General features: G+C 36.9%; 15 protein-coding genes, 1 pseudogene and 1 other annotated feature. Of the genes and pseudogenes, 3 read left to right on the top strand and 13 right to left on the bottom strand.

Annotated elements, in window-relative coordinates:
* Positions 1–103 precede the first annotated feature (103 nt).
* A complete protein-coding gene (locus tag IGJ18_RS06370; RefSeq protein ID WP_096710395.1) occupies positions 104–655 on the top strand; it encodes a DUF6580 family putative transport protein in 552 nt (183 codons plus the stop codon).
* Positions 656–847: 192 nt separating this feature from the next.
* Here IGJ18_RS06370 and IGJ18_RS06365 read toward each other — a convergent pair whose 3' ends face one another.
* Entirely contained in the window at positions 848–1,657 is an 810-nt protein-coding gene (locus tag IGJ18_RS06365) for a hypothetical protein (RefSeq protein ID WP_438843034.1), read from the bottom strand.
* Between the two features lie 618 nt (positions 1,658–2,275).
* Here IGJ18_RS06365 and IGJ18_RS06360 point away from each other — a divergent pair.
* Positions 2,276–2,782 (top strand): annotated as a pseudogene (locus tag IGJ18_RS06360) (transposase); the annotation flags it as partial.
* 145 nt (positions 2,783–2,927) lie between these two features.
* On the opposite strand, the gene IGJ18_RS06355 reads toward IGJ18_RS06360, so the two are convergent.
* From IGJ18_RS06355 to IGJ18_RS06325, 7 genes are all read right to left on the bottom strand, one after another.
* A complete protein-coding gene (locus IGJ18_RS06355) occupies positions 2,928–3,605 on the bottom strand; it encodes a hypothetical protein (protein WP_438843033.1) in 678 nt (225 codons plus the stop codon).
* Between the two features lie 355 nt (positions 3,606–3,960).
* Positions 3,961–4,860, bottom strand: a complete 900-nt coding sequence (locus IGJ18_RS06350; protein ID WP_053766352.1) for a hypothetical protein — start codon at positions 4,858–4,860, stop codon at positions 3,961–3,963.
* Positions 4,861–5,373: 513 nt separating this feature from the next.
* A complete protein-coding gene (locus tag IGJ18_RS06345; RefSeq protein WP_010737487.1) occupies positions 5,374–5,583 on the bottom strand; it encodes a hypothetical protein in 210 nt (69 codons plus the stop codon).
* 299 nt (positions 5,584–5,882) lie between these two features.
* Positions 5,883–6,539 carry an amino acid ABC transporter permease gene (locus tag IGJ18_RS06340; RefSeq protein WP_010719297.1) on the bottom strand — a complete coding sequence of 219 codons (657 nt, stop codon included), beginning with the start codon at positions 6,537–6,539 and terminating at the stop codon, positions 5,883–5,885.
* 15 nt (positions 6,540–6,554) lie between these two features.
* The gene (locus IGJ18_RS06335; protein WP_010719298.1) at positions 6,555–7,202 is read right to left on the bottom strand and encodes an amino acid ABC transporter permease; all 648 of its coding nucleotides are present in this window, start codon (positions 7,200–7,202) and stop codon (positions 6,555–6,557) included.
* Between the two features lie 12 nt (positions 7,203–7,214).
* Positions 7,215–8,030 (bottom strand): transporter substrate-binding domain-containing protein, encoded by an 816-nt coding sequence (locus tag IGJ18_RS06330; RefSeq protein ID WP_010719299.1) that lies wholly within the window; start codon positions 8,028–8,030, stop codon positions 7,215–7,217.
* A gap of 13 nt (positions 8,031–8,043) precedes the next feature.
* Positions 8,044–8,781, bottom strand: a complete 738-nt coding sequence (locus IGJ18_RS06325) for an amino acid ABC transporter ATP-binding protein (protein WP_010719300.1) — start codon at positions 8,779–8,781, stop codon at positions 8,044–8,046.
* A gap of 250 nt (positions 8,782–9,031) precedes the next feature.
* Between IGJ18_RS06325 and trpS the strand changes: the two genes are divergently transcribed.
* Positions 9,032–10,042, top strand: coding sequence for a tryptophan--tRNA ligase (gene trpS, locus IGJ18_RS06320; protein WP_010719301.1), 1,011 nt, complete (start codon positions 9,032–9,034; stop codon positions 10,040–10,042).
* Positions 10,043–10,104: 62 nt separating this feature from the next.
* On the opposite strand, the gene pheT is transcribed toward trpS, so the two are convergent.
* The 5 genes from pheT to IGJ18_RS06295 all read right to left on the bottom strand — a co-directional run bounded on the left by pheT (position 10,105) and on the right by IGJ18_RS06295 (position 21,524).
* The gene (gene pheT, locus IGJ18_RS06315; protein WP_438843032.1) at positions 10,105–12,525 is read right to left on the bottom strand and encodes a phenylalanine--tRNA ligase subunit beta; all 2,421 of its coding nucleotides are present in this window, start codon (positions 12,523–12,525) and stop codon (positions 10,105–10,107) included.
* A 5-nt stretch (positions 12,526–12,530) separates the two neighbouring features.
* The gene (gene pheS, locus IGJ18_RS06310) at positions 12,531–13,574 is read right to left on the bottom strand and encodes a phenylalanine--tRNA ligase subunit alpha (RefSeq protein WP_010719303.1); all 1,044 of its coding nucleotides are present in this window, start codon (positions 13,572–13,574) and stop codon (positions 12,531–12,533) included.
* Between the two features lie 48 nt (positions 13,575–13,622).
* Positions 13,623–13,826, bottom strand: a binding site (T-box leader).
* A gap of 42 nt (positions 13,827–13,868) precedes the next feature.
* On the bottom strand, positions 13,869–14,210 hold the full coding sequence (locus tag IGJ18_RS06305; protein ID WP_010719304.1) for a winged helix-turn-helix transcriptional regulator: 342 nt from the start codon (positions 14,208–14,210) through the stop codon (positions 13,869–13,871).
* 70 nt (positions 14,211–14,280) lie between these two features.
* Positions 14,281–17,997, bottom strand: a complete 3,717-nt coding sequence (gene addA, locus IGJ18_RS06300; protein ID WP_438843031.1) for a helicase-exonuclease AddAB subunit AddA — start codon at positions 17,995–17,997, stop codon at positions 14,281–14,283.
* Positions 17,994–21,524: a PD-(D/E)XK nuclease family protein gene (locus IGJ18_RS06295; protein ID WP_411245988.1), complete on the bottom strand. Its 3,531-nt coding sequence runs from the start codon at positions 21,522–21,524 to the stop codon at positions 17,994–17,996. Before IGJ18_RS06295 ends, addA begins: the two co-directional genes overlap by 4 nt.
* Positions 21,525–21,582 lie beyond the last annotated feature (58 nt).

Below are 21,582 nucleotides of genomic sequence, written 5' to 3'. Positions count from 1 at the left end.
CTGTTAATTATTATCACACTACATCATGTGTTTTTCAATCTTGTAATAAAAAAAATTTATGATATAATGAGAACTATTATCAGTGAAGGAGCAGCCTCAAAAGATGAACACATTTAAACAAAAACCTTACTTTACGATTCACAAATTTGCTTATTTGTCATTATTAATTGCTGCCTGTGTCGTAGGCAGAATTTTTTTTGCTTGGTTACCAAATATTCAACCTATGACAGCAATTTTTTTACTACTTGCGGCATTTGGTTCTTTAACAGATGCTTTAATCGTCTCCATATTGAGCTTATTCATCACTAATCTATATTTAGGATTAGGGACTTGGACAATCAGTCAAATGCTCGCCTTCAGCGGGATTGTTTTGTTTTTTCATTGGATGAATCAGTTACCTATAGTCGCTAAGCATGTGACTATTCAAGCAATTTTGAGCTTTATTTGTGGGTTAATTTACGGTTTGATTGTTTCACGAATTGAAACTTTCATCTATCAACTTCCCTCTTTTTGGGCTTACTATTTTCAAGGACTTCCTTTTGATCTCGCCCATGGTATAGGTAATTTCTTTTTTTATTTGATTCTCTTTCCCGTATTCCAACGAATACTATTTCCGCTATACAGTAAGACGCTTGATGACAGATATAAAAAATAAATGACGTGAGAATCCTTATTTTATCAGCCCTCTGATTATTTTTGTCTAACTTTTTTTGGGGGGATAGAATCAGAAGTGATTCTTCTGTCCCAGTTTTCATTTAGCCATAAAAAGTGGGATATTAATCAAATTTTTTCTGATTAATATCCCACACTCATTTATTATGTAATCATTTTTAGAGTTTATTGATTATTATCTATGTAACGGGTTATCCTGCTTATGCTGTAGGTCTTGAGATACAGCTGCTCTTTCTGGGGATGAGTTTTCTTCTTTAGATACTCTATTTAATTTTTCTTTAAGATCTTCTCCTCTATCTTTGTTCTCTGGAACTTCAGAACTATTTCTAACATTATTCCCTCCCTCATACTTCCCCATTTCTTCTTCTACTCTCTGTCGGCTTATGGATGGACTTTTTGTCAACTCATTTTTAAGATACCTCAATACACTACTTCCAGTAATGTCTCTATTATTCACAACTGTTTTTATCGCTCGCTCAACCGCTTTATCCTCTTTTTTTCTATTTTTACCCTTAAATTTCTTCAATTCTTCTTCTGCTCTCTCTTTACTTATGAATGGATTATGCTCAAATCCATATGTGAGATACTTAAATATTTGGGAATAATCTTGAGTCCTGTCTGCATCCTTCATAACTGTTTTTATCTCTTGTTTAACCGCTTTATCCTCTTTTTTTCTATATAACTTCTTCAATTCTTCTTCTGCTCTCTCTTTACTTATGAATGGACTATTCTTAAATTCATATGTGAGATACTTAAATATTTGGGAATGATCTTGAATCCTGTCTGCATCCTTCATAACTTTTTTTATCACTTGTTTAACCGCTTTATCCTCTTTTTTCCTAACTTTACTCTCAAACTTCTTCAATTCTTTTGCTCTCTTTTTACTTATGAATGAACTATTCTCTTTTTCTTTAGTTGTACTCGGATTTAATTCAGTTGGTTCCTGTTGAATAGTTTTTGTCTTTTCCTGTTCCTTGTTTGGCATATTATCTTCTCCTTTAAAATTTTATATACTGCTTCATCAATTTATCAGAAAAAAAGAATACATAAAAAACTTTTATTTCCGAGAAAAGAAATTTTTGTAATTTAATACCATTTAATTGATTAAAATTCTAGGTTACTACTTTTAGTTTCTGAGAGTACAAGGTCAAGTATAGTATTTTCAAAGAATTATGCATCAAAAAATTGTATTTGAGTAGTCCTATACATAACAGTTCCTTTCATAATATTTCATTGATTCTTTAATCCTATTTTTGATTTAGCTATAAAAATCGGGTCGTTCATCCAATTTTTTCTGATTAACGACCCGAGCTCATATACTATGTAATTTGGGCTCTATATTTTTTGATGTTGGTGAAATTTACCAACATCTTTTTCATGATGTAAAAACATAGAAAAGACACCCTGAAATCCTTTAGAATTAATTTGACGAACCAATTCATAGGATAATTCAAGATGTCTTGTACTCAGCTTATCAAAGATCCCCTAAATATTCTAGACCTAACTATCTATTTTGAGGTAAATTGTTAAACCAAAGAAAGATATAAAGAGAAATTTTGCTTGATTTACAAAGGTACTCTTCAATACACGCCCGAAGAGTGTCCACATTATTCAACATATAGGAAGAACTTTTTTAAACCACCGAGTGAAGGAAACCAATGCACGACTTAAAAGTACTTCTCGATACCAACGTGGGCTTGGTAGAAAAATGAAACGTTATTGGAAACTCCTACAAAAAGAAGAAGCAAAGTTGAACTATGAAAAACGGGTTTGGTGTTCCAGTTTCAAAGATTACTTAACTGAAAGTGAGATTTCAGTTATACCAAGATGTTCTTTATGAGTAAAGAAAAGAGATCATTCACTATTTGAGGACTGTTTATCCAGAGAAGTCAGCCAGTTACCTGAAACTTATGCGATAACTTTGCGAACATTTAGAAAGTTTCTGCCACAGATCCAAAATGTCCTCCGCTACAGTTATTCAAACGGACCACTAGAATGTTTAAACAACCATATTAAAGTATTAAAACACAATACTTATTGTTTTCGAAATTTTTATCATTTCAAACGACGGATCACAATTCGACACGATAAAACTATTTTAACCAAATAAAAAGAACAGAAAGAAGTTTTTCTTCTTTCTGCCCAAATTATTCTAAGATTTCTTTTTACTAATATCATTTGACAAAGAGCCAATTTTTTATGATCAATATCCCACACTCATTTATTATGTAATCATTTTTAGAGTTTATTGATTATTATCTATGTAACGGGTTATCCTGCTTATGCTGTAGGTCTTGAGATACAGCTGCTCTTTTTGGGGATGAGTTTTCTTCTTTAGATACTCTATTTAGTTTTTCTTTAAGATTTTCTCTTCTATCTTTGTTCGTTGGAACGTGTAAACTATTTGTATCATCTCTATTTATTTTATATTTACTTTTGAGCTTTCTCAATTCTGCTTCTGTTCTACATTCACTCTGGAACTTTTTCAATTCTGCTTCTGCTCTCTTTTCGCTTATAAATGGACTATCCTCAAACTCATATTTGAGATCCAGAAATATTCGGGAAGGATCATGAGGAATATCTCCATCATGCATAACTGTTGCTATCACTTGCTCAACCGCTTTATTTTCTTTATCCTCTTTTTCTACTTGCTCAACCGCTTTATTTTCTTTATCCTCTTTTTCTCTATATTCTCTCATAAACTTGTTCAATTCTGCTTCTGCTCTCTTTTCGCTTATAAATGGACTATCCTCAAACTCATATTTGAGATCCAGAAATATTCGGGAAGGATCATGAGTAATATCTCCATCACGCATAACTGTTGCTATCGCTTGCTCAACCGCTTTATCCTCTTTTTCTTTAGTTGTACTCGGATTTGATTCAGTTGATTTTTTTTGAACGTTTTCTGTCTTTTCCTGTTCCTTGTTTGGCATGTTATTCTCTCCTTTAAAATTTTATGTACTGCTTCATCAATTTATCAGAAAAAAGAATACATAAGAAAACTTTTATTTCCAAGAAAAGAAAATTTTGCAATTTAATACCATTTAATTGATTAAAATTCTAGGTTACTACTTTTAGTTTCTGAGAGTACAAGGTCAAGTATAGTATTTTCAAAGAATTATGCATCATGAAATTATATTTGAGTATTCCTATACATAACAATTCCTTTCATAATATTTCATTGATTTTTTAATCCCAGTTTTAATTTAGCCATAAAAAGTGGGATATTAATCAGATCAATATCCCACACTCATTTATTATGTAATTATTTTTAGAGTTTATTGATCACTATCTTTGAAATTGATCCTTTTTGTTTAGATATGCCTGTGACTTTGGTAGTACAGATGTTTTTAATTGCTCAATTCTTTTTTTCGTAAGTCTTCCTTGCTCGGATTTTCCTTGCTCACGTTTTCTTTTATTAAGGCTTCTTTGTTCGGAGCTTCCTTTTTCAAGAAATTCTTTTACACTCATCTTGAAATATTCCTGTCTTTCATTTGGTTTACTTGGAGACTTATATTCATTTTTTAATTTCTCAATTTCTATTTTTTGCCTCTTTTTGCTTATGTATTCAGATTTTTTCAACTCGTCTTGAAATTGCACCATTAGTGTTGGAGGAATTTCAGTATAGTGTCTGTTCATCTTAAATCTTTCTTTCACTTGATCAACCGCTAAATCTTCTCTAGCCTTTTTTATTGATTTTTCTATCTTGGGCGTTTGCTTCTTTAAGAGTGTCTGAACATCTCTTCTAGCGATCACATCTAAATCATAAATAAAGGAAGTAAACCTGTTAAGGTCCAAAGAATCGAAATAGAATTTATCAAGGTCTTGAATTAGTGCATGTTTTGTTTCTTTCGACAAAACTGCTTTTTTGCTTAAATCATACTTTTGATTAAGGTAGTTAATATAAAAGGTTTTATTTTTATCATCCACTACTATTCTATCATCACTATTCATTTGGATGTTCCTTTGTCGTAACAGTTTTTTCTCTTCTGGAAGAAGCGGAAGATAAAAGATAATCCCTTCTGCAGACTCTCTCTTATAGTTAGAAAGAATTTTACCTAATGTTGCTAACTTTTCCGAACTATTAGCTTCTCCCCTCACAAGCTTATGATCCTTGATTAGTTGAAGAGCAATAGCATATTGACTTCCTGTCCGTATTACTGCTATTTTTTGTTTATCATTTGGCATGTTATTCTCTCCTTTAAAAGTTATATACTACCTTGTTAAACTATCAGAAAAAAGGAGTATCTAAGTAACTTTTATTTCTGCAGAAAGAATTTTTTGGCATCTGATATCACTAAACATGTTGTTTTTCGAGTTACTATCCGATAACCATTCTGTCAAAAAGCAGTCATCACCCACTTATAGAGAATGGATGATGACTGCCTATACTAGATTAAAATTGAAGATTCTTAATTTAGCCACTTCTGTTTGTCACAAATCGTTGATTGAATGATCTATCGACCACTAGAACGTCGTACTTCTACTTCACGCAAGCTCCCCTTTTTTGCCTGAGCAGTCGTTGGGAACAGCTGGTTTTCTAACCGACCAATTTGTTCATTCATTTTTGACATTTTCCTAAATTAACGAACCCTTACACAAAAAATGTACTATATTTCTAGAAAATCTTACAGAAACTTCTTTCTTTTTACCATTTCCTGTTTGTCGCAAGCAATGGATCATTCGTATACAATTAGTCAATTACATTCGATAATAGACAATGATTGCTAGTCCGATACCTGATAAAATCAGTCCCCAAAATAGTTGTCCGAACATACTGGTATCTCCCAATAGCCAACGAACGAAAAATAATTTTCTTCCAAAACAAAAAATTAATACACCTATGATAAAAATAATACATCCCGTAGAAAATATCGGGTTTGCTTGAAAAGCATTTATAATCTCTTCCATCTAACAACATCTCTTTCTCTATCCATTATAGTTACCACAAACTCTGTTAGGCATCCTCTCATTTCAATACGTTTACCTAACGACACTTAGTATACTTCCTGCTGTCAAGACAGTCCATATTTTTAAATGACCTGAACGAACAAAACTGTAAGCTATGTTTTTAAGCTGATCTTTGTCTACGACTACTTTCTCTCACAATATCGTTGAAGAGAAAAACGATCTAAGTTTTACATTGACGAATCAAATAAAAATACTCGCTGAACAATTTTCATTGAACAACGAGCATGCTAAGTTTTTGACTAATAGCTGTACTTTCTTTTTTCTAAATAGGAAGAAAGTAAGGATAAAGCATAGCAGACAGCAAAATACATCAATGTCATTGCCACAAACATTGGCAATACATAATTGGTATTTTGGCCGTAAACAATTCGTGCTTGGTGAGTCAATTCAGGTAAGGAAATGATCACTGCTAATGATGTATCCTTGATCAATGAAATCAGCTGACTCACGATTGCTGGGATCATTGATTTAAATGCTTGGGGTAAAACGACGATTCTCATCGTTTCTACATAAGACAATCCTGTGGAAAGACCAGCCTCCATTTGTCCTTTAGGAACGGCATTCAACCCTGCTCGAAAAATTTCTGATAACATAGCCGATTCAAAAATCGTCAATGCTGCTACGGCTGACCAAAAAATATTCATTTGGATACCGATTTGTGGTAAGGCAAAATACGTAAAGAAAATGATCAATAGCAATGGAAGATTTCTGATAATATCAATTAGTATTCCTAGTATTTTTGAAAAATAAGGTATATTAGCAAAACGAACCACACCACAAATCCCGCCAATCAAAAAACTAAAGATGATTGAAAATAATGAAACCTCCACAGTCACTTTTAATCCTTCTAATAAGAAGCGGATATTCATCCATGAAAAAGCACCACTAAAATCCATTTTGTTCTCCCCTTCCTATGAACGAACTGCCCATTTTTTCTCTAAATATGTCATCAAGTAAGACAAAGGTAATGTAATTACTAAGTAAAAAAGACCCACGATGATATAGGTATCAAAAGTGTTGAAAGTTTCACTGGCAATTAAGTCCCCTTGATACATTAAATCTAACCCAGCAACGATAGCTAAAATCGATGAATTTTTGACTAGATTAATGAATTGGTTTCCTAATGGTGGTACGACGATCTTGAAAGCCTGCGGCAAAATAATAAACCGCATCGTTTGCGCATAGGTCAAACCAGCTGATAAACCCGCTTCTGTTTGCCCTTTTGGCACTGTTTGAATTCCTGAACGAACGGTTTCTGCAATAAATGCCGAAGTATAGATCGTCAAACCGATCGTCCCTGCTTGAAAGCCGTCAAAACTAATCCAATAGATCGGAAGGACGACATAAAAGAACATCACAATAATCAACAACGGGATATTTCGAAAAAATTCCACGTACGCTTTAGCTAGTCCACTGATCACTTTGTTCGTTGACAATTGAAAAATTGCCATCAGTGTTCCAATAATCAAACTAAATAATAAAGCTAACACACTTGAATAGATAGTGATTTTAAATCCTTCTAAGAAGGTTGATCCATATGTTTGCAGCAACTCAGCCATTTTTTCCCCTCCTTAATTCACTTTTCCTTGGGTGGTATCTGGGAACCATTTTTGGTAAATCTGATCATATGTGCCGTTAGCAATGAGTTCTTTTAACGCTTGATTTACGGCATCCAAAAATTCTGTTTGTCCTTTATTGATCGCAATTCCATAAGGTTCATTGGTAAACGTCCCACCTGCTAAAGTATAGTCAGGGTTCTCGTCAGCCATTCCCAACAAAATGGCATTATCGGTCGTCATAGCATCTCCTTGTCCTGATTGTAAAGCAGTAAACGCTTCGGCATAGTTTTCTAGTTCAAGAATTTTTGCGTCTGGAGCATGTTCTCGGATATTTACTGCAGAAGTTGATCCTTTGACTGCGAGCACAGTTGTTTCAGCATTTAAGTCATCTACGCTTTTAATCGGGCTTCCTTTTTTGACTAATAAAGATTGTCCGGCATCAAAATAAACATCAGAAAAATCAACTTGCTTTTTTCGTTCATCTGTAATGGTCATTGTCGCAATAATCGCATCAATATTTCCATTTTTTAATAGAGGAATCCGTGTTTTAGAGGTAACTTCCACAAATTCTGCTTTCCCATCTTTTCCAAGAATCTCTTGCGTAATCGCTTTAGCGATATCGATATCAAATCCTTGAACCGTACTACTTTTGATATCCATCATCCCAAATAAGCGAGTATCGTATTTTACACCCCACGTTATGGTGTTGTTTTGCTTACTTCGTTCCAGAATATTTTCTTCAGCGACACTTTTTCCTTTGCAGCCTGCTAATATCAAAAAGACCAGACCCAAAAGGAAAAGCAAACGAATCATTGTTTTCTTACGCATCTTATTCCTCCTATCAATGATTGATTACTTTACTAATAAATTGTTGTGCCCGAGGTTCTTTAGGGTTCTCAAAGAAGTCTTTTACATTGCGGCTATCTTCTAATACTTGACCATCCGCCATGAAAATAACCCGATCTGCTACTTCTTTTGCAAATCCCATTTCATGGGTCACGACGATCATTGACATCCCATCACGAGCTAATTTTTTCATTACATCAAGTACATCCCCGATCATTTCCGGATCTAAAGCAGATGTAGGCTCGTCAAATAACAGCATTTCCGGATTCATCGCCAAACCTCTGGCAATTGCCACACGCTGTTGTTGTCCTCCAGATAACATAGATGGATAAGAATCTTTTTTGTCGAGCATGTTGACTTTTTCTAAGAATTTTTCCGCGTTTTTCACTGCACTTGCTTGATCTTGCTTTAATACTTTAATCGGCGCAAGTGTAATGTTTTCTAAAACGGTTTTATTAGGATATAGATTAAAATGCTGAAAAACCATTCCAACATTTTTTCTGACTTCAGTCAATTTTGTTTTTTTGTCCTGAAGGTCGATATCATTGATTAACAATCTTCCAGAAGAGATCGTTTCTAATCCATTGATACATCGTAACATTGTACTTTTACCTGAACCTGAAGGACCAATGACAACGACGACTTCCCCTTTCTCAAACTCGAGGTTTATGTTTTTCAAAGCATGGAATTTGCCGTAGTATTTTTCCACGTTATCAAATTTAATCATTGCCATATCATTACACTCCCATTATTATTTAGTAAGAAAACATTTAAAGATATATAATAGAACATATTATATCTGAAACTTACGTATTTTGTAAAGTTTCTTTGAAACTTTCTTTCGTTATTTTTCTCCTTTGCTTCTTACATCTGCTATTTTTCTGCATTTTGTTCGTCTTTTGATTTAGAACGGTTGTTTCTTCCTCCAAAAAACGGTAAGATATTAAGTGCTTAGTCTTACAAATCGTAAAGAGGTGTTTTTTTTGAAAAATATTATTCTAACAGGTGATCGCCCGACTGGCAAGTTACATTTAGGGCATTATGTAGGATCACTCAAAACACGGGTAGAAATGCAAAAAGATGAAAACAATCAACTTTTTGTAATGATTGCAGATATGCAAGCCCTAACCGATAACGCTAAAAACCCTGAGAAGGTTTCTTCAAATGTACTTGAAGTTGCTTTAGACTATTTAGCTGTTGGATTAGATCCTACGAAATCAACGCTTTTTATCCAATCGCAAATACCAGAATTAGCTGAATTGACTATGTACTATTTAAACCTAGTCAGCGTCGGGCGTGTCCGTCGTAATCCTACAGTTAAAACAGAAATCGAACAGAAAAAATTTGGTGAAGGTGTCCCAACTGGATTCTTTATTTATCCTGTATCGCAAGCTGCTGATATCACAGCTTTCAAAGCGAATTTAGTTCCTGTTGGTGAAGATCAAAAACCAATGCTTGAACAAACGCAAGAAATAGTTCAAAGTTTCAACCACACGTATGGCGACGTCTTAGTGGAACCAAAAGGCGTTTTCCCACCAAAAGGAATGGGCCGTTTGCCTGGCATCGATGGGAATGGAAAAATGAGCAAGTCATTGGGTAATGGCATCTATATTTCTGATCCTGCTGATGTGGTCAAGAAAAAAGTAATGAGTATGTACACAGACCCAAATCACATCCACGTGGAAGATCCAGGTCAAGTCGAAGGCAATATGGTATTCACTTATCTTGATGTGTTTGGAAAAGACAAAAACGCAATTGAAGAAATGAAAGCTCATTATCGTCGTGGTGGTCTAGGTGATGTAAAAATCAAACGCTATTTGATTGATGTTTTGGAAGAAGAGTTTGCTCCAATTCGTGCTAGAAGAGAAGAATTAGCGAAAGATCCAGCCGCTGTGATGGCGATCCTAAGAGACGGTAGTGAAGCAGCCGCGAAAGTCGCTGCTCAAACTCTAGCAGAAGTCAAAACTGCAATGGGAATCAATTATTTTAACTGATTGGCTTGTTAATGAATAAAAAAGACGTCCTCATTCTTTATGAGGGCGTCTTTTTTTACAGTTTAACGAATATTTGCACCAACTGTTTCACTTAGTGCTTTTTCGATCTTAGTCATTGATCGGTTAATTTCTTCATCTGTCATCGTTGCTTCAGGATTCTCGAATGTCAGACTGTAAGCCATTGACTTATGTCCTTCCTCGATATTTTTTCCTTGATACACATCAAACAGTTGGATGTCTGTTAAGAACTTACCTGCAGCAGACTGGATAACCGTTACGATTTCTTGATTGGTTACTGTTTCTGCAACTAACATCGCAATGTCACGAGAAACGGAAGGGAATTTTGTCACCGCATGGAAAGTCATCCCTTTTTGAGCAGCTTCGATCACTGAGCTCAAGTCAAATTCTGCAACATAGGTTTCTGGAACATCGTATTCTTTAGCTGTATTCGGATGAACCTGTCCAACAAATCCCATCACTGTTTCACCTAAATAGATTTCCGCTGTTCTTCCTGGATGCATGTCTTTCAAACTATCAGTCGCTTGATAAGAAATTTCTGTTGCTATTCCTAATTGTTCAAACAAGTTTTCTAAAAGACCTTTGATCGTATAGAAGTCAACTACTTCTGCTTGAGTTTGCCAACTTTTATCCTGCCAAGTACCTGTCAATGCAAGAGCAACATGTTTCACTTCCTGCGGCAAATGAGTCAATGGATCGTTTTCTTGATAGAAGACTCTTCCGACTTCATAAAAAGCGACATCACTATTTTTTCTAGCTACGTTATAGTTCACATCATCCAATAACCCACTGATCAAGTTCATTCGTAAGACAGAACGGTCTTCGCTCATTGGCCAATCAAGACGTGTAACTAAGGAATCTTTGATTGTAAATTGACGAGATTTTTCTTCCGTTGTCAAAGCATAGCTGATGGCTTCATGTAAACCACTGTCTTCAAGTAATGTACGGATCTTGCGTGTTGTTGCTTGCTCTTGGGTCAAACTTCCTGCAACAGTCTCTCCACTTGGTAATGTGGAAGGCAAGCGATCATAACCATAGATACGAGCGACTTCTTCAATAATATCCGCTTCAATCTTGATATCCCAGCGACGAGGAGGAACAGTAACGGTGAACGTTTCCCCTTCACTTTGATAGCCAAAGCCAAGTGCTTCAAAAATCTCATTTACTTCCTTCACTGTTAAGTCAGTTCCTAGATAATGATTGATTCGTGAGAGAGTGATCGTTACTGTTACGTCTTCTACTTGATAAGTCGAACCAGCAACCGCACCTTGAAGAACCTCACCGCCTGCTAACGAAACGATCATTGCAGCAGCAACGTCACAAGCCTCAGCAACTGTTGCTTGATTGATTCCTTTTTCAAAACGAGCAGAAGATTCACTTCTTAAATTGAATTGTTTCGCTGTTCGACGGATCGAAATTGGATCAAACAAAGCTGCTTCTAGAGCAACCGTAGTCGTTGTCTCAGTGATTTCAGAATCCAAGCCGCCCATCACACCTGCTAAAGCGACTGGTTGTTCTCCATTAGTGATCACGAGATTTTCGGGTGTTAACTCACGTGTTTCGCCATCTAACGTAACGATTTTTTCTGTTGCTTTTGCCTGACGGACGACGATTTCTTGTGATCCTAGCCGATCATAATCAAACGCATGTAATGGTTGCCCAAACAACAGTAAGATGTAGTTTGTGATATCTACTACGTTGTTGATTGGTCGAATCCCTTCATTCATCAAGATATTTTGTAACCATTGTGGACTAGATTGGATTTTTACGCCCTCAATGATTCGAATTTGATAAGCAGGCACAGCTTTTGGATCTTCGACTGTCACCTTGATTTTGTCTTTTGCCGGACGTGCTGCTTCTACTAATTCTTCCTCTGCAAAATGAGGTATTTGACGATAAATCGCACCTACTTCATATGCTACTCCTCGCATAGATAAAGCATCTGCGCGATTCGGTGTAATCGATAACTCGATAATTGAATCGTCCATGTCTAAATAAGAAAAGACGGGGTCTCCATTGATTGCCTCTTGTGGAAGATAGTAGATTCCTTCAGCATATTCTTTGGGAACGACACTATCTGGATAGCCAATTTCTTGTAAGGCACAAATCATCCCATTAGAAACTTGACCACGCATTTTCCCTTTTTTGATTTTTACATTCCCTGCGATCCGTGAATTAGGTAAAGCAACGATGACTTTGATCCCTGCCTTCACGTTAGGTGCGCCACAGACGATCTGTGAAAGTTCTTCTTCACCGATATCCACTTGGCAAATCGATAAATGATCGGAATCAGGATGTGGTACGCATTCCTTGACTTCGCCGACTACGATTTTTTTTAAGCCTTCTTCAGGAACCGTGATTCCTTCCACTTCGATCCCAGTCACTGACATTTTATCAGCTAGTTCTTTTGGCGCAACTGCTGACAAATCAAGATATTTATTTAACCATTTATAAGAAACTAACATGCTTTTTACTCCCCTTTGAACTGACTTAAGAAACGCAAGTCATTTTGATAGAAATTACGAATATCATTGACACCGTAACGTAGCATTGCTACTCGATCTGGGCCAAGGCCAAAAGCAAAACCAGAGTATTTTTCCGGATCGATACCTGACATTTTCAATACATTTGGATGAACCATCCCAGCTCCTAAGATTTCAATCCAACCGGTGTGCTTGCAGACATTACAGCCAGCGCCACCACATTTGAAACAGCTGACATCCACTTCAACAGAAGGTTCAGTAAATGGGAAATAACTAGGACGTAGTCGAATCTCACGTTCTTCACCAAACATCTTTTTCATTACGACTTCTAACGTGCCTTTTAAGTCACCCATCGTAATATTTTCATCGATCACTAATCCTTCGATTTGATGGAATTGGTGACTATGAGTAGCATCATCTGTATCACGACGGAATACTTTCCCAGGTGAGATCATTCGAAGTGCACCTTTTGAAAAGTCATGTTTTTCCATCGTACGTGCTTGTACTGGTGAGGTATGCGTACGAATCAAGATCTCTTCTGAAATATAAAAAGTATCTTGCATATCACGAGCTGGGTGGTCTTTTGGTAAGTTCATTCGCTCAAAATTATAATGATCAGACTCCACCTCATACCCTTCAACAATTTGGTAGCCCATTCCAACAAAGATGTCTTCGATTTCTTCCATGATTTGTGTCAAGATGTGGCGGTTTCCTTGTTTGACTTGACGTCCTGGCAAGGTCACATCAATTGTTTCTTTGCTTAAAGCTGTTGCAAGTGCCGCTTCTTCTAACGCTTGCTTTTTACGTTCAATTTCTGCTGTCAACAGATCACGAATCTCATTGGCAAAACTACCAACTTTCGGACGTTCTTCAGGACTTAGATCCTTCATTCCCCGTAAAACTTCGGTGATTGGTCCTTTTTTTCCTAAAGTTTCTACACGAATTTGATTTAATTCTTTTAAATCGCGTGCTGTCGCTATTTTAACGATTGTGGCTTCTTTCAAGCTTTCTAATTGGGCTTGTAGAGACATTCCCTATTTCCTCCTTCAAATTCAAATACAAAAAAGACCTCATTCCTACAAAGGAACGAGGTCTTCGCGTTACCATCCTAATTTACGGTCAAAACCGTACACTTACTTTTTTAACGACATTTGCCGGTCTGAATAAATCAGACGAACTCAGAAAGTGAACTTCATTTTTCAAACTCAGGATCTGCTTACAGTCTATGACAGATCTCCCTGGACTGGTTTAGCCAAACTACTCTTTTTCGTCAACGTTCTTTAGCTATTCATCTAATGCCAGTTTACAAGATTTCACTTCCAAAATCAACTGCATTCTTCTTCTGTCACCCATTTTTCACTCCAAACCTGTAACTGAACGATGGCCTTTTGAAGATCCGCTCCTTTTTCAGTTAACATATATTCTGAACGGCTGGACTCTTTACATGAGAAGTTTCTGGCGATGATTTTTTCTTTTTCAAGTTCTTTTAATCGTTCAACTAAAACCCGATCACTCACCATAGGTATTTTAGCTGCGAGATCAACAAAGCGTTGCGGACCATTTTCAAGCAATACATCAATAATCAGCCCATTCCATTTTTTACCTAAAATCGAAAAGGTCTTTTCAAATTTAGGACATAAAGTGAACTCTGTCTGTGTTAGCTCCATTTTACTCACCTCTTTGCTAAGAGTATAGCATATTACTTACAAAGTGTAAGTCCTAGTTGCTCAATTATTATTATTTATTAATATTTATTATTTTCTTTGCACTTAATAAGACAAGAAAGACATCTGTGACAGGCTTTTCTAATGATTCTGTCAACGCCTGTTGATAAAGATTCAATTGCCCACGGTATTTTTGAATGACTGCATCAATCGCTGATTCATTGTCACGATCTAAAATGAAATCCGTCTTAAAGTCATATAATTGAATCGTCGTGGGTAAATCGATATAACCATCAACAATCCCATGGATCAGTAATTCATCTTCTTCATTTGGGTATTGTTCAAAGACCCGTTCTGCAGGTAATAGCATTGAAAACGGTTGTTCCCGTTTGACATGCTCTTTTTGCTTGATCAATTCTTTCCCTAGCTCGGTTTCAAAAAACCAAAGAATAGCAGAAAAATCAATTTTTTTAGCTACCTTTTGATCCACTAAACGCTTTTTAACTAATTCATCTAGTAATGCTTGGATCGACTCAGTAGTCGGCATTTCTAATGGCAGCAATTGCAATAAATAGTGTGTTGCAGTTCCGATTGCCGCAGCTGAAACCTGTTGCGTTTTTTGTAAGAAACGTGGTTCAGCCAATGTATCTTGCGTATAACGGAATTGGCGGTTTAACCCTCTTGTTTCATTACTTTCCCAGACAAGTTTAGCATCAAGCGTATCATCTGGATCTTCAAATAAACGTTTAATTTCAGAAACTGATTGATAACTTGTGGTTTGTGTCGACTCTTTGAAAGGATAACGATAATCGAGTCGTGCTTTCAAAGCAGGCGATAATGGTGTTTGATCCACGTCATTATTTTCAGCAGCATCGTTTTCTTGCGCTATTAAACGTTGCCTTTTTTCAAGCAGAGATTGTTGATTCATCCAAGTAATCGCAAATTGGCTATCAGAGTTTTTTAATTCTGAAAGAATGGTTGCTTCGGCAAAATAGTTTTGCATCAATGGATGACGCATCAAACTAAGACCGATCCAGCTCATCAAGCTGTTCTTCCCTTTTAATCGAGTCGTTGGTTCTAAGACTAATTTGGTTTGTTCAGAAGCTTCTGACCAATTCTTCAAGGTATCTTCTTTATTTTTATACGAGCCGATAATAAATAATTTTTGTTCCGCACGGGTCAAACCAACGTAGAGTTTACGCATCTCCTCTGACAATAACTTATTTTGTTTGGCTAATTTGATTGCTTGGTAAGGCAAGGTATCATACAACACCCGAGTATCAGGGTCCATATAACGAATCCCCGCACCTAGTTTTTCTTCAAAAGCATATCGCTTTTTTAAATCTTGCAAATTGAATTGTTTGGTCATATCTAATAAAAAGACAATAGGAAATTCTAAGCCTTTACTTGCATGAATCGTCATGACTCGGACGGCATTATCGGCGGATGAAATCACCGGCTCCGCTAAATCTTTGTCTTTTTCCTGCATCTTTTCGATGAAGCGAACGAATTGATACAACCCTCTAAACGAACTTTGTTCATACGCTTTTGCACGATCAGCCAAGGCATAAAGATTTGCTTGTCTTTGGGCACCGGCTGGTAAACCTGCTACATATTCTAAATAACCGGTTTGTAAATAGATCTCCCACAGCAAGTCAGTGATTGAAGACCGCCGAGCCAGTTCCCGCCACAATTCGAGTTGGTCATTGAAATGGCGCAATTTATCAGCTAATTCATTCTGATTTGCTGTTTGGTAAGCCAGCACCGCATCATAATAGGTATGGGTACGATCAGCTAAACGGATCTGTGCCAGTTCTGGTTCAATCAGTCCCACGATCGGTGAACGTAAAACGGCTGCCAAGGGAATATCTTGATACGGATTATCAATCAATTGGAGTAAAGAAATCATCGTACGCAACTCCGTAGATTGAAAATAATTTTGGGCATCGTTCATTTCTAAAGGAATATCTAATGTTTTAAAGATCTCTAATATCGTCAGATTATTCTTCTTTGTAGGTGTCAAAAGTACGATATCTTTATATTCGACCGGACGATTCTGTTTCATTTTTTTATCATAGATCAAAAATTTTTCATCAATCAGTTCACGGATTTTTAAGCCCGTCATAAAGAGTTCGCCTTCTGTTTTGTCCTCTAGATTCTCATCAATTGGAAGGTCGCTGTTTGGCTCTTCTTCTTTTTCGTAAATCAATAGTTCTGGTTCAAAGCGATCGACTTCGGGGAAATCGGGAAATCCTAATCGTAATTGTGCAGCATCATCATAAGCGATTTGTCCCACAACAGGGTCCATCAATTGTTGGAACACCAGATTGGTAAATGACAGGACTTCCTTTCGGGAACGAAAGTTTTCTGCCAAAATGATCCGTCTTCCACCCTCAGCTGTTGAAAATGCTTCATATTTTTCAATAAACAAACTAGGATCAGCTAGTCGAAAAGAATAAATCGACTGTTTGACATCCCCAACCATGAATAAATTGCCATTTGTCGGATCAGGCTGTCTAAGCCAATAAAGGATAGCTTCTTGCAACTGGTTGATATCTTGGTATTCATCGACCATTACTTCTTTGAATTGCTTACGATAAAGCTTTGATGCTTCACTTGGAAGCCATGACTCTTCTGTTTGGGTCGTCAAGATTCGCAAAGCAAGATGTTCTAAATCATTGAAATCTACTACTCCCTTTTCTCTTTTTCGTTGGCTGAAACCATCCATGAAACGTTTGGTAACACTCGTGAGCTCTTCCACTAGGACAGCAGCTTTTTTCGTCCGTTCGGTTAATTGTTCAGGAGAAATCGGAAAATAAGTTTTTCCAATTTTCTGAATGATCTTTTTCGCCTGATCTCTTAAATTTTTAACTTCGGCTGAACGTTCTTTCAGCTCTGCTTTGCGGCTGCTTTTAAAAGTAGTAAAAGTCAATGTTTCTAAACCCGTATAGGCTTCTGGCAATTGATCTTGTAATAAGTGATCATAAATGCGTTGGACTTGTTCTTTTTCTCCTGCAACTTGTTCCAACATTTTTTCCAGACCTTCTTCTTGCGCTAATCCAACCATTTCTTCATAAAGTTGCACACTTTGTGCCATATCTGTAAGTAGAAGTGGTCGCAATTGTTCTTGGTACAATGGTGAATGAGCTAATCCATCATCTAAACGATAGTTATCCACTAATTGATCTAACCAACGTTTGGGATCAGGATTCGCTCGCGCAAATTCATAAAGAGAGAAAACCAGATTGGTCAATCCATCATCTGAACGATCATTTGAAAAATTCATTGTTAATTGGAAAAACTCTTCCCGATCTTCGCTATAACAAGCCTCGCGTAATTCATCCCAAACATCTTCTTTCATTAAGATCGTTTCTGTCTCATCCGTTAACATCCGAAAAACTGGATCAATATCGATCAAGTAGTAGAATCGGCGGATAACCGTTAAACAAAAAGCATGTAAAGTAGAAATATTAGCACTCGGCAATAAAATCAGCTGTTTCGTGAAATGTTGTTGGCGTGCCGGATCGCTTTCACTATTGACTGCTTCTTGTAAAGCTTCTTGGATCCGTTCTTTCATTTCTTTCGCTGCCGCTTCTGTAAACGTCACGATCAAAAGTTCATCAATATTGAACCCCATTTTTAGTTTTTCGATTACTCGACGGACAAGCACTGTGGTTTTTCCAGAACCAGCGGAAGCTGATACCAGCAAGTTATCTCCCTGATCAAAAATGGCTTGCCATTGTTCGTCAGTGAATCGTTCGTTTTCTGGTCTCAAAGGAATTTTGGTCATTCTTCCTCACTCCTTTTTTCTATTCTTCGCAGGGCTTCTTCCTTGTTTAATTTTTCTAAACGGTGATAATTGTTTTCTTGCAACATCACATCAAACGTACAAACACTTCTAAAAGGACACATTTGGCAAGCAAGCCGCTCCTTGTCTTTGTAAGCTGGATTAAGTTTGATCTCCCCTGACGTGATTTTATCCCCTGCTAAACGCATATTCGCACGATTATGCGCCATAAAAAGTTGGAGTTCCTGTTCTGTATAGAATTTTTCTTTACTAAAACTTCCCTTTTGATAGACATCTTTCGCATTTTTCTTGATTGGATAAATCAAAGAGTTCTCTTTTGCTTCCAGTGAATGATCTAATACTTCCAATAACTCAGGTTCATCGACAAAGATACCGTCATAACTGAATTTTTTCAATGTCTCTTTTTCAATTTCATTTGCTTCAGACAAAATCGGATTATGGACATGTAGATAATAGGAACCAGCTGGTCGAACCAATGCTTTTCCAGTCAATTTGACAGCATCCATCAACGCCACGTCTAGATAGGTCAACAGTTGCATAGCCATCCCGTAGTAAGCTTCAGTGACATCAAAGGAACGTCCACTTGATTTATAATCGACAACACTAAGCCAGGTATCCGCTTGTTCAACAGCAACATCCACACGATCAATCTTCCCACGAACATGTAATTTCCCACCATTATTCAGTGGTAATTCCAACCCTGGGATACCTTGAGCGCCAGCAATTTGGCCAAACAATATTTCTGTTTGAAGGGGCTTCATCCCTGTATTTTTACTTTGCTTTTGTAATGCCCAAGCTACTTTTTGGATCGTTTGTCCTAACTGATAACGAATATAGTTCATTCGAGCTGAACTATCTAAAATTTCAAAGCGTAACTCGCCAAAGACTTCTTGCAAGACTTTTTCAGTAAACTCTTTACGTTGTGTATCGGTCATTTCTACTAGCGATATCTGATTTGAAAATAGTAATTTAAAGAAACGATCTAATGATTCATGATAAAAATCACCTGTAGCAGCCGGCGTTAAACCATAGACCATTCGTTCTTTCAGTTTCAAACCAAATTGGACAAAATATTTATATTCACAATTATAGAAATTTTCTAATCTGGAAATAGAGGTATAAATATCTTTACCATAGAGTTCCTCTGCCATCTTTTTAGGTAATGACACCGGGACATTCAGATGTTCTTGACTTTCAAAAATGCGCAATGCAAAATTTCGCCATTGTGATTGCAAGATCTGCTCTCTTAGTTGGCGCCAATACACCGGAACTTTTTTCTTCTCTTCCTTTGCTAAACGATAGATATGATTGATTGTATTGATCCCACTACGATACGTACCGATATAACAACTCGGATCGCTGTCTAAAACCAAATGCTCTTTTCTTTCAGCTGGGATCATCAAGTATTCCATGATTCGTTTTAAATAAGGAGAGATTTTCAACGTGTTTGTATCATAACTTTGAGCGTAACTGAGGTATAGACGCTGAGTGGCTGAAGCAAACACCAAGTAGGCTTGCAATGGTTCAAAAGACAAGTTCTCTTTTGCGGGATCAAATAAAAATTTCTCTTCCGCTAAACGAGCATTCAGCGTTTCCCTTTCCTCACTAGAAAGCAAGCCTTTCGTTTCGTGCCGATCAGGAAATACTTGATCATTCAAGCCAATGGCAAACGTGACTTTCGCCTGGTTTGATCGTACCAGTTCCAAGCGGTTGATGCGTACTTGGTCGATTGCTGTAGGAATCTTCCCATAACTTAAATTTTCTAACCCGCTGGTAATGATTTCCTGAAACAAATGCCAGTCAAATTCAGATTCCCCATAAATGAGCGAATACTCGTCCAGTAAATCAATCAACGCCCCCCATGTTTGCTCATGGTTTCGGGCTGCTGCTAAATTGCCTCGTTCAATTTCTTGATTTCGCCAAAAAACTAATTGTTGTTGTACGCCACTGTTCACCAAAAAACGATAAAAGACCGTCGCGCCTTCTTGTCCATTTTTACATTTTTTTATCTTGTCAAAAAATGTTGGGACTTTCTCTTTGAAGAAGTGCCGAATATCATTCGAGCGTTTTTCTAATTCTTGAACATCTTCCAGTTGTTCTGCTTCAAAATCGTAAGACACGAACTGCCAATCTTTTTCTCTCGTCCAGTATGAACCTTGATAGTTATAAGCAAGTGCTACATTTTCTGTGACATCTAATTTTGCTCGGAACTGATTTCTTTGCTCACGCCAACTGGCTAAGTCTAATGTATCATCCGCTTCACAAATGAATAATTCAGTTTTGAAAAAACGCATGATATCATTCAAACGATAGGCATATCGATCTAAAGCGAATAAACTATTGATCCATTCGATCAATGGATGATTCTCCATCAACTGCTCTTCATCAATATAAAAAGGAATCGCCATTTCTTTGAAAACAGGTTGTAGCAAGTTACCATAAAACGCCATATCTTTCGTTAACACTTGAATGTCACGATAGCGATAATTTTCCTCGCTGACCAAACGACGGATCTCCACAGCTAGTTGTCTGACTTCTTCGGTGGCGTTCTCTGCTTCCCAAATTCTCAACGCCTCTTGTTGCCCAACCTTCAGCGGCTGGCTTTTTTTGTTGCTAGAAGTTTCTTCCCACATTTTTTGCAAGTGCATGAGTGCAAGCGGTCTTTCATGTTCTGGGGCAAATTTTTCCACTAAAACCGGCACTCTTCGTTCTTTGGCACTGTTGATCAGTTGGAAATAGAGCTTTCCTGTTTCATGAAACAATGTCAACACTTCAGGCATATCCGTGATATAAGGACGATCAAGAAGCAAATCAATCACTAGCTGTCCCTTTTCCATCATGACCTGTAACAATTGATATTCTTGCGCATTGACTCGAGTGAAACCACTAACGATAAATTTCACCTTAGACATGTCTTGCGTTTGTAAATAATTTACCAAAATGGTCAAAGCATCTTCAGATTGCAGCGCACGTTGGACCAATTCTTCTTCAAAAGCTGTAAAAATCAATTGAAGATCTTTCATTTTCAACTGTTGATTTTCAGCTTTTACCGTATCCGCTAGTTCTGAAAAGACAAGATCTTCAGGTGAAATATTTCCAATACGTAATTCATTGTGCAGTTCTTGCAGCTGGCGAATAAACCCTTTTTTATTGATTTCTCCCCGAAAAATCGTTAAATTTTCTTCATTTTTTTCTAGGATCTGTCGCAAGATCATTGCCGAACCAGATTCTGAAAGTTCATTACCAGACAATAACGTTGTTTGCTGCAACAAATACCACGCTAAACGATAAAAACTAAAGACTTGGACATTCGTTGTACTAAATGACGTTTTGCCACTTCTTTGACGCAGCTCTGTCAAGATTTCTTGTTCTTGTTCAAATTTATTATAGTTAGGTACAAGGAAAAATACCTGGTGCATGCTATCTTTTGCTAACCATTCGACTGATTCATCAATCAACGCTGTACGGTGGTCTTTTCGGGCTGTCCCGAGAATAAATTGTAAAGACATTTTCCCTCTCCTTATTCCTTAGATTCATTCCTCATTCATTATACCAAAAACAACTGAA

This window comes from Enterococcus sp. AZ078 (assembly GCF_051714985.1).
GTDB classification, from domain to species: Bacteria; Bacillota; Bacilli; order Lactobacillales; family Enterococcaceae; genus Enterococcus_B; species Enterococcus_B hirae.
This window is presented reverse-complemented; position numbering and strand designations above follow the sequence as displayed.

Excerpts from the sequence above, each read along its gene's own strand:
- IGJ18_RS06370 (WP_096710395.1), top strand. The coding sequence starts at position 104 with ATGAACACATTTAAACAAAAACCTTACTTTACGATTCACAAATTTGCT.
- IGJ18_RS06365 (WP_438843034.1), bottom strand. The coding sequence starts at position 1,657 with ATGCCAAACAAGGAACAGGAAAAGACAAAAACTATTCAACAGGAACCA.
- IGJ18_RS06355 (WP_438843033.1), bottom strand. The coding sequence starts at position 3,605 with ATGCCAAACAAGGAACAGGAAAAGACAGAAAACGTTCAAAAAAAATCA.
- IGJ18_RS06350 (WP_053766352.1), bottom strand. The coding sequence starts at position 4,860 with ATGCCAAATGATAAACAAAAAATAGCAGTAATACGGACAGGAAGTCAA.
- IGJ18_RS06345 (WP_010737487.1), bottom strand. The coding sequence starts at position 5,583 with ATGGAAGAGATTATAAATGCTTTTCAAGCAAACCCGATATTTTCTACG.
- IGJ18_RS06340 (WP_010719297.1), bottom strand. The coding sequence starts at position 6,539 with ATGGATTTTAGTGGTGCTTTTTCATGGATGAATATCCGCTTCTTATTA.
- IGJ18_RS06335 (WP_010719298.1), bottom strand. The coding sequence starts at position 7,202 with ATGGCTGAGTTGCTGCAAACATATGGATCAACCTTCTTAGAAGGATTT.
- IGJ18_RS06330 (WP_010719299.1), bottom strand. The coding sequence starts at position 8,030 with ATGCGTAAGAAAACAATGATTCGTTTGCTTTTCCTTTTGGGTCTGGTC.
- IGJ18_RS06325 (WP_010719300.1), bottom strand. The coding sequence starts at position 8,781 with ATGGCAATGATTAAATTTGATAACGTGGAAAAATACTACGGCAAATTC.
- pheT (WP_438843032.1), bottom strand. The coding sequence starts at position 12,525 with ATGTTAGTTTCTTATAAATGGTTAAATAAATATCTTGATTTGTCAGCA.
- pheS (WP_010719303.1), bottom strand. The coding sequence starts at position 13,574 with ATGTCTCTACAAGCCCAATTAGAAAGCTTGAAAGAAGCCACAATCGTT.
- IGJ18_RS06305 (WP_010719304.1), bottom strand. The coding sequence starts at position 14,210 with ATGGAGCTAACACAGACAGAGTTCACTTTATGTCCTAAATTTGAAAAG.
- addA (WP_438843031.1), bottom strand. The coding sequence starts at position 17,997 with ATGACCAAAATTCCTTTGAGACCAGAAAACGAACGATTCACTGACGAA.
- IGJ18_RS06295 (WP_411245988.1), bottom strand. The coding sequence starts at position 21,524 with ATGTCTTTACAATTTATTCTCGGGACAGCCCGAAAAGACCACCGTACA.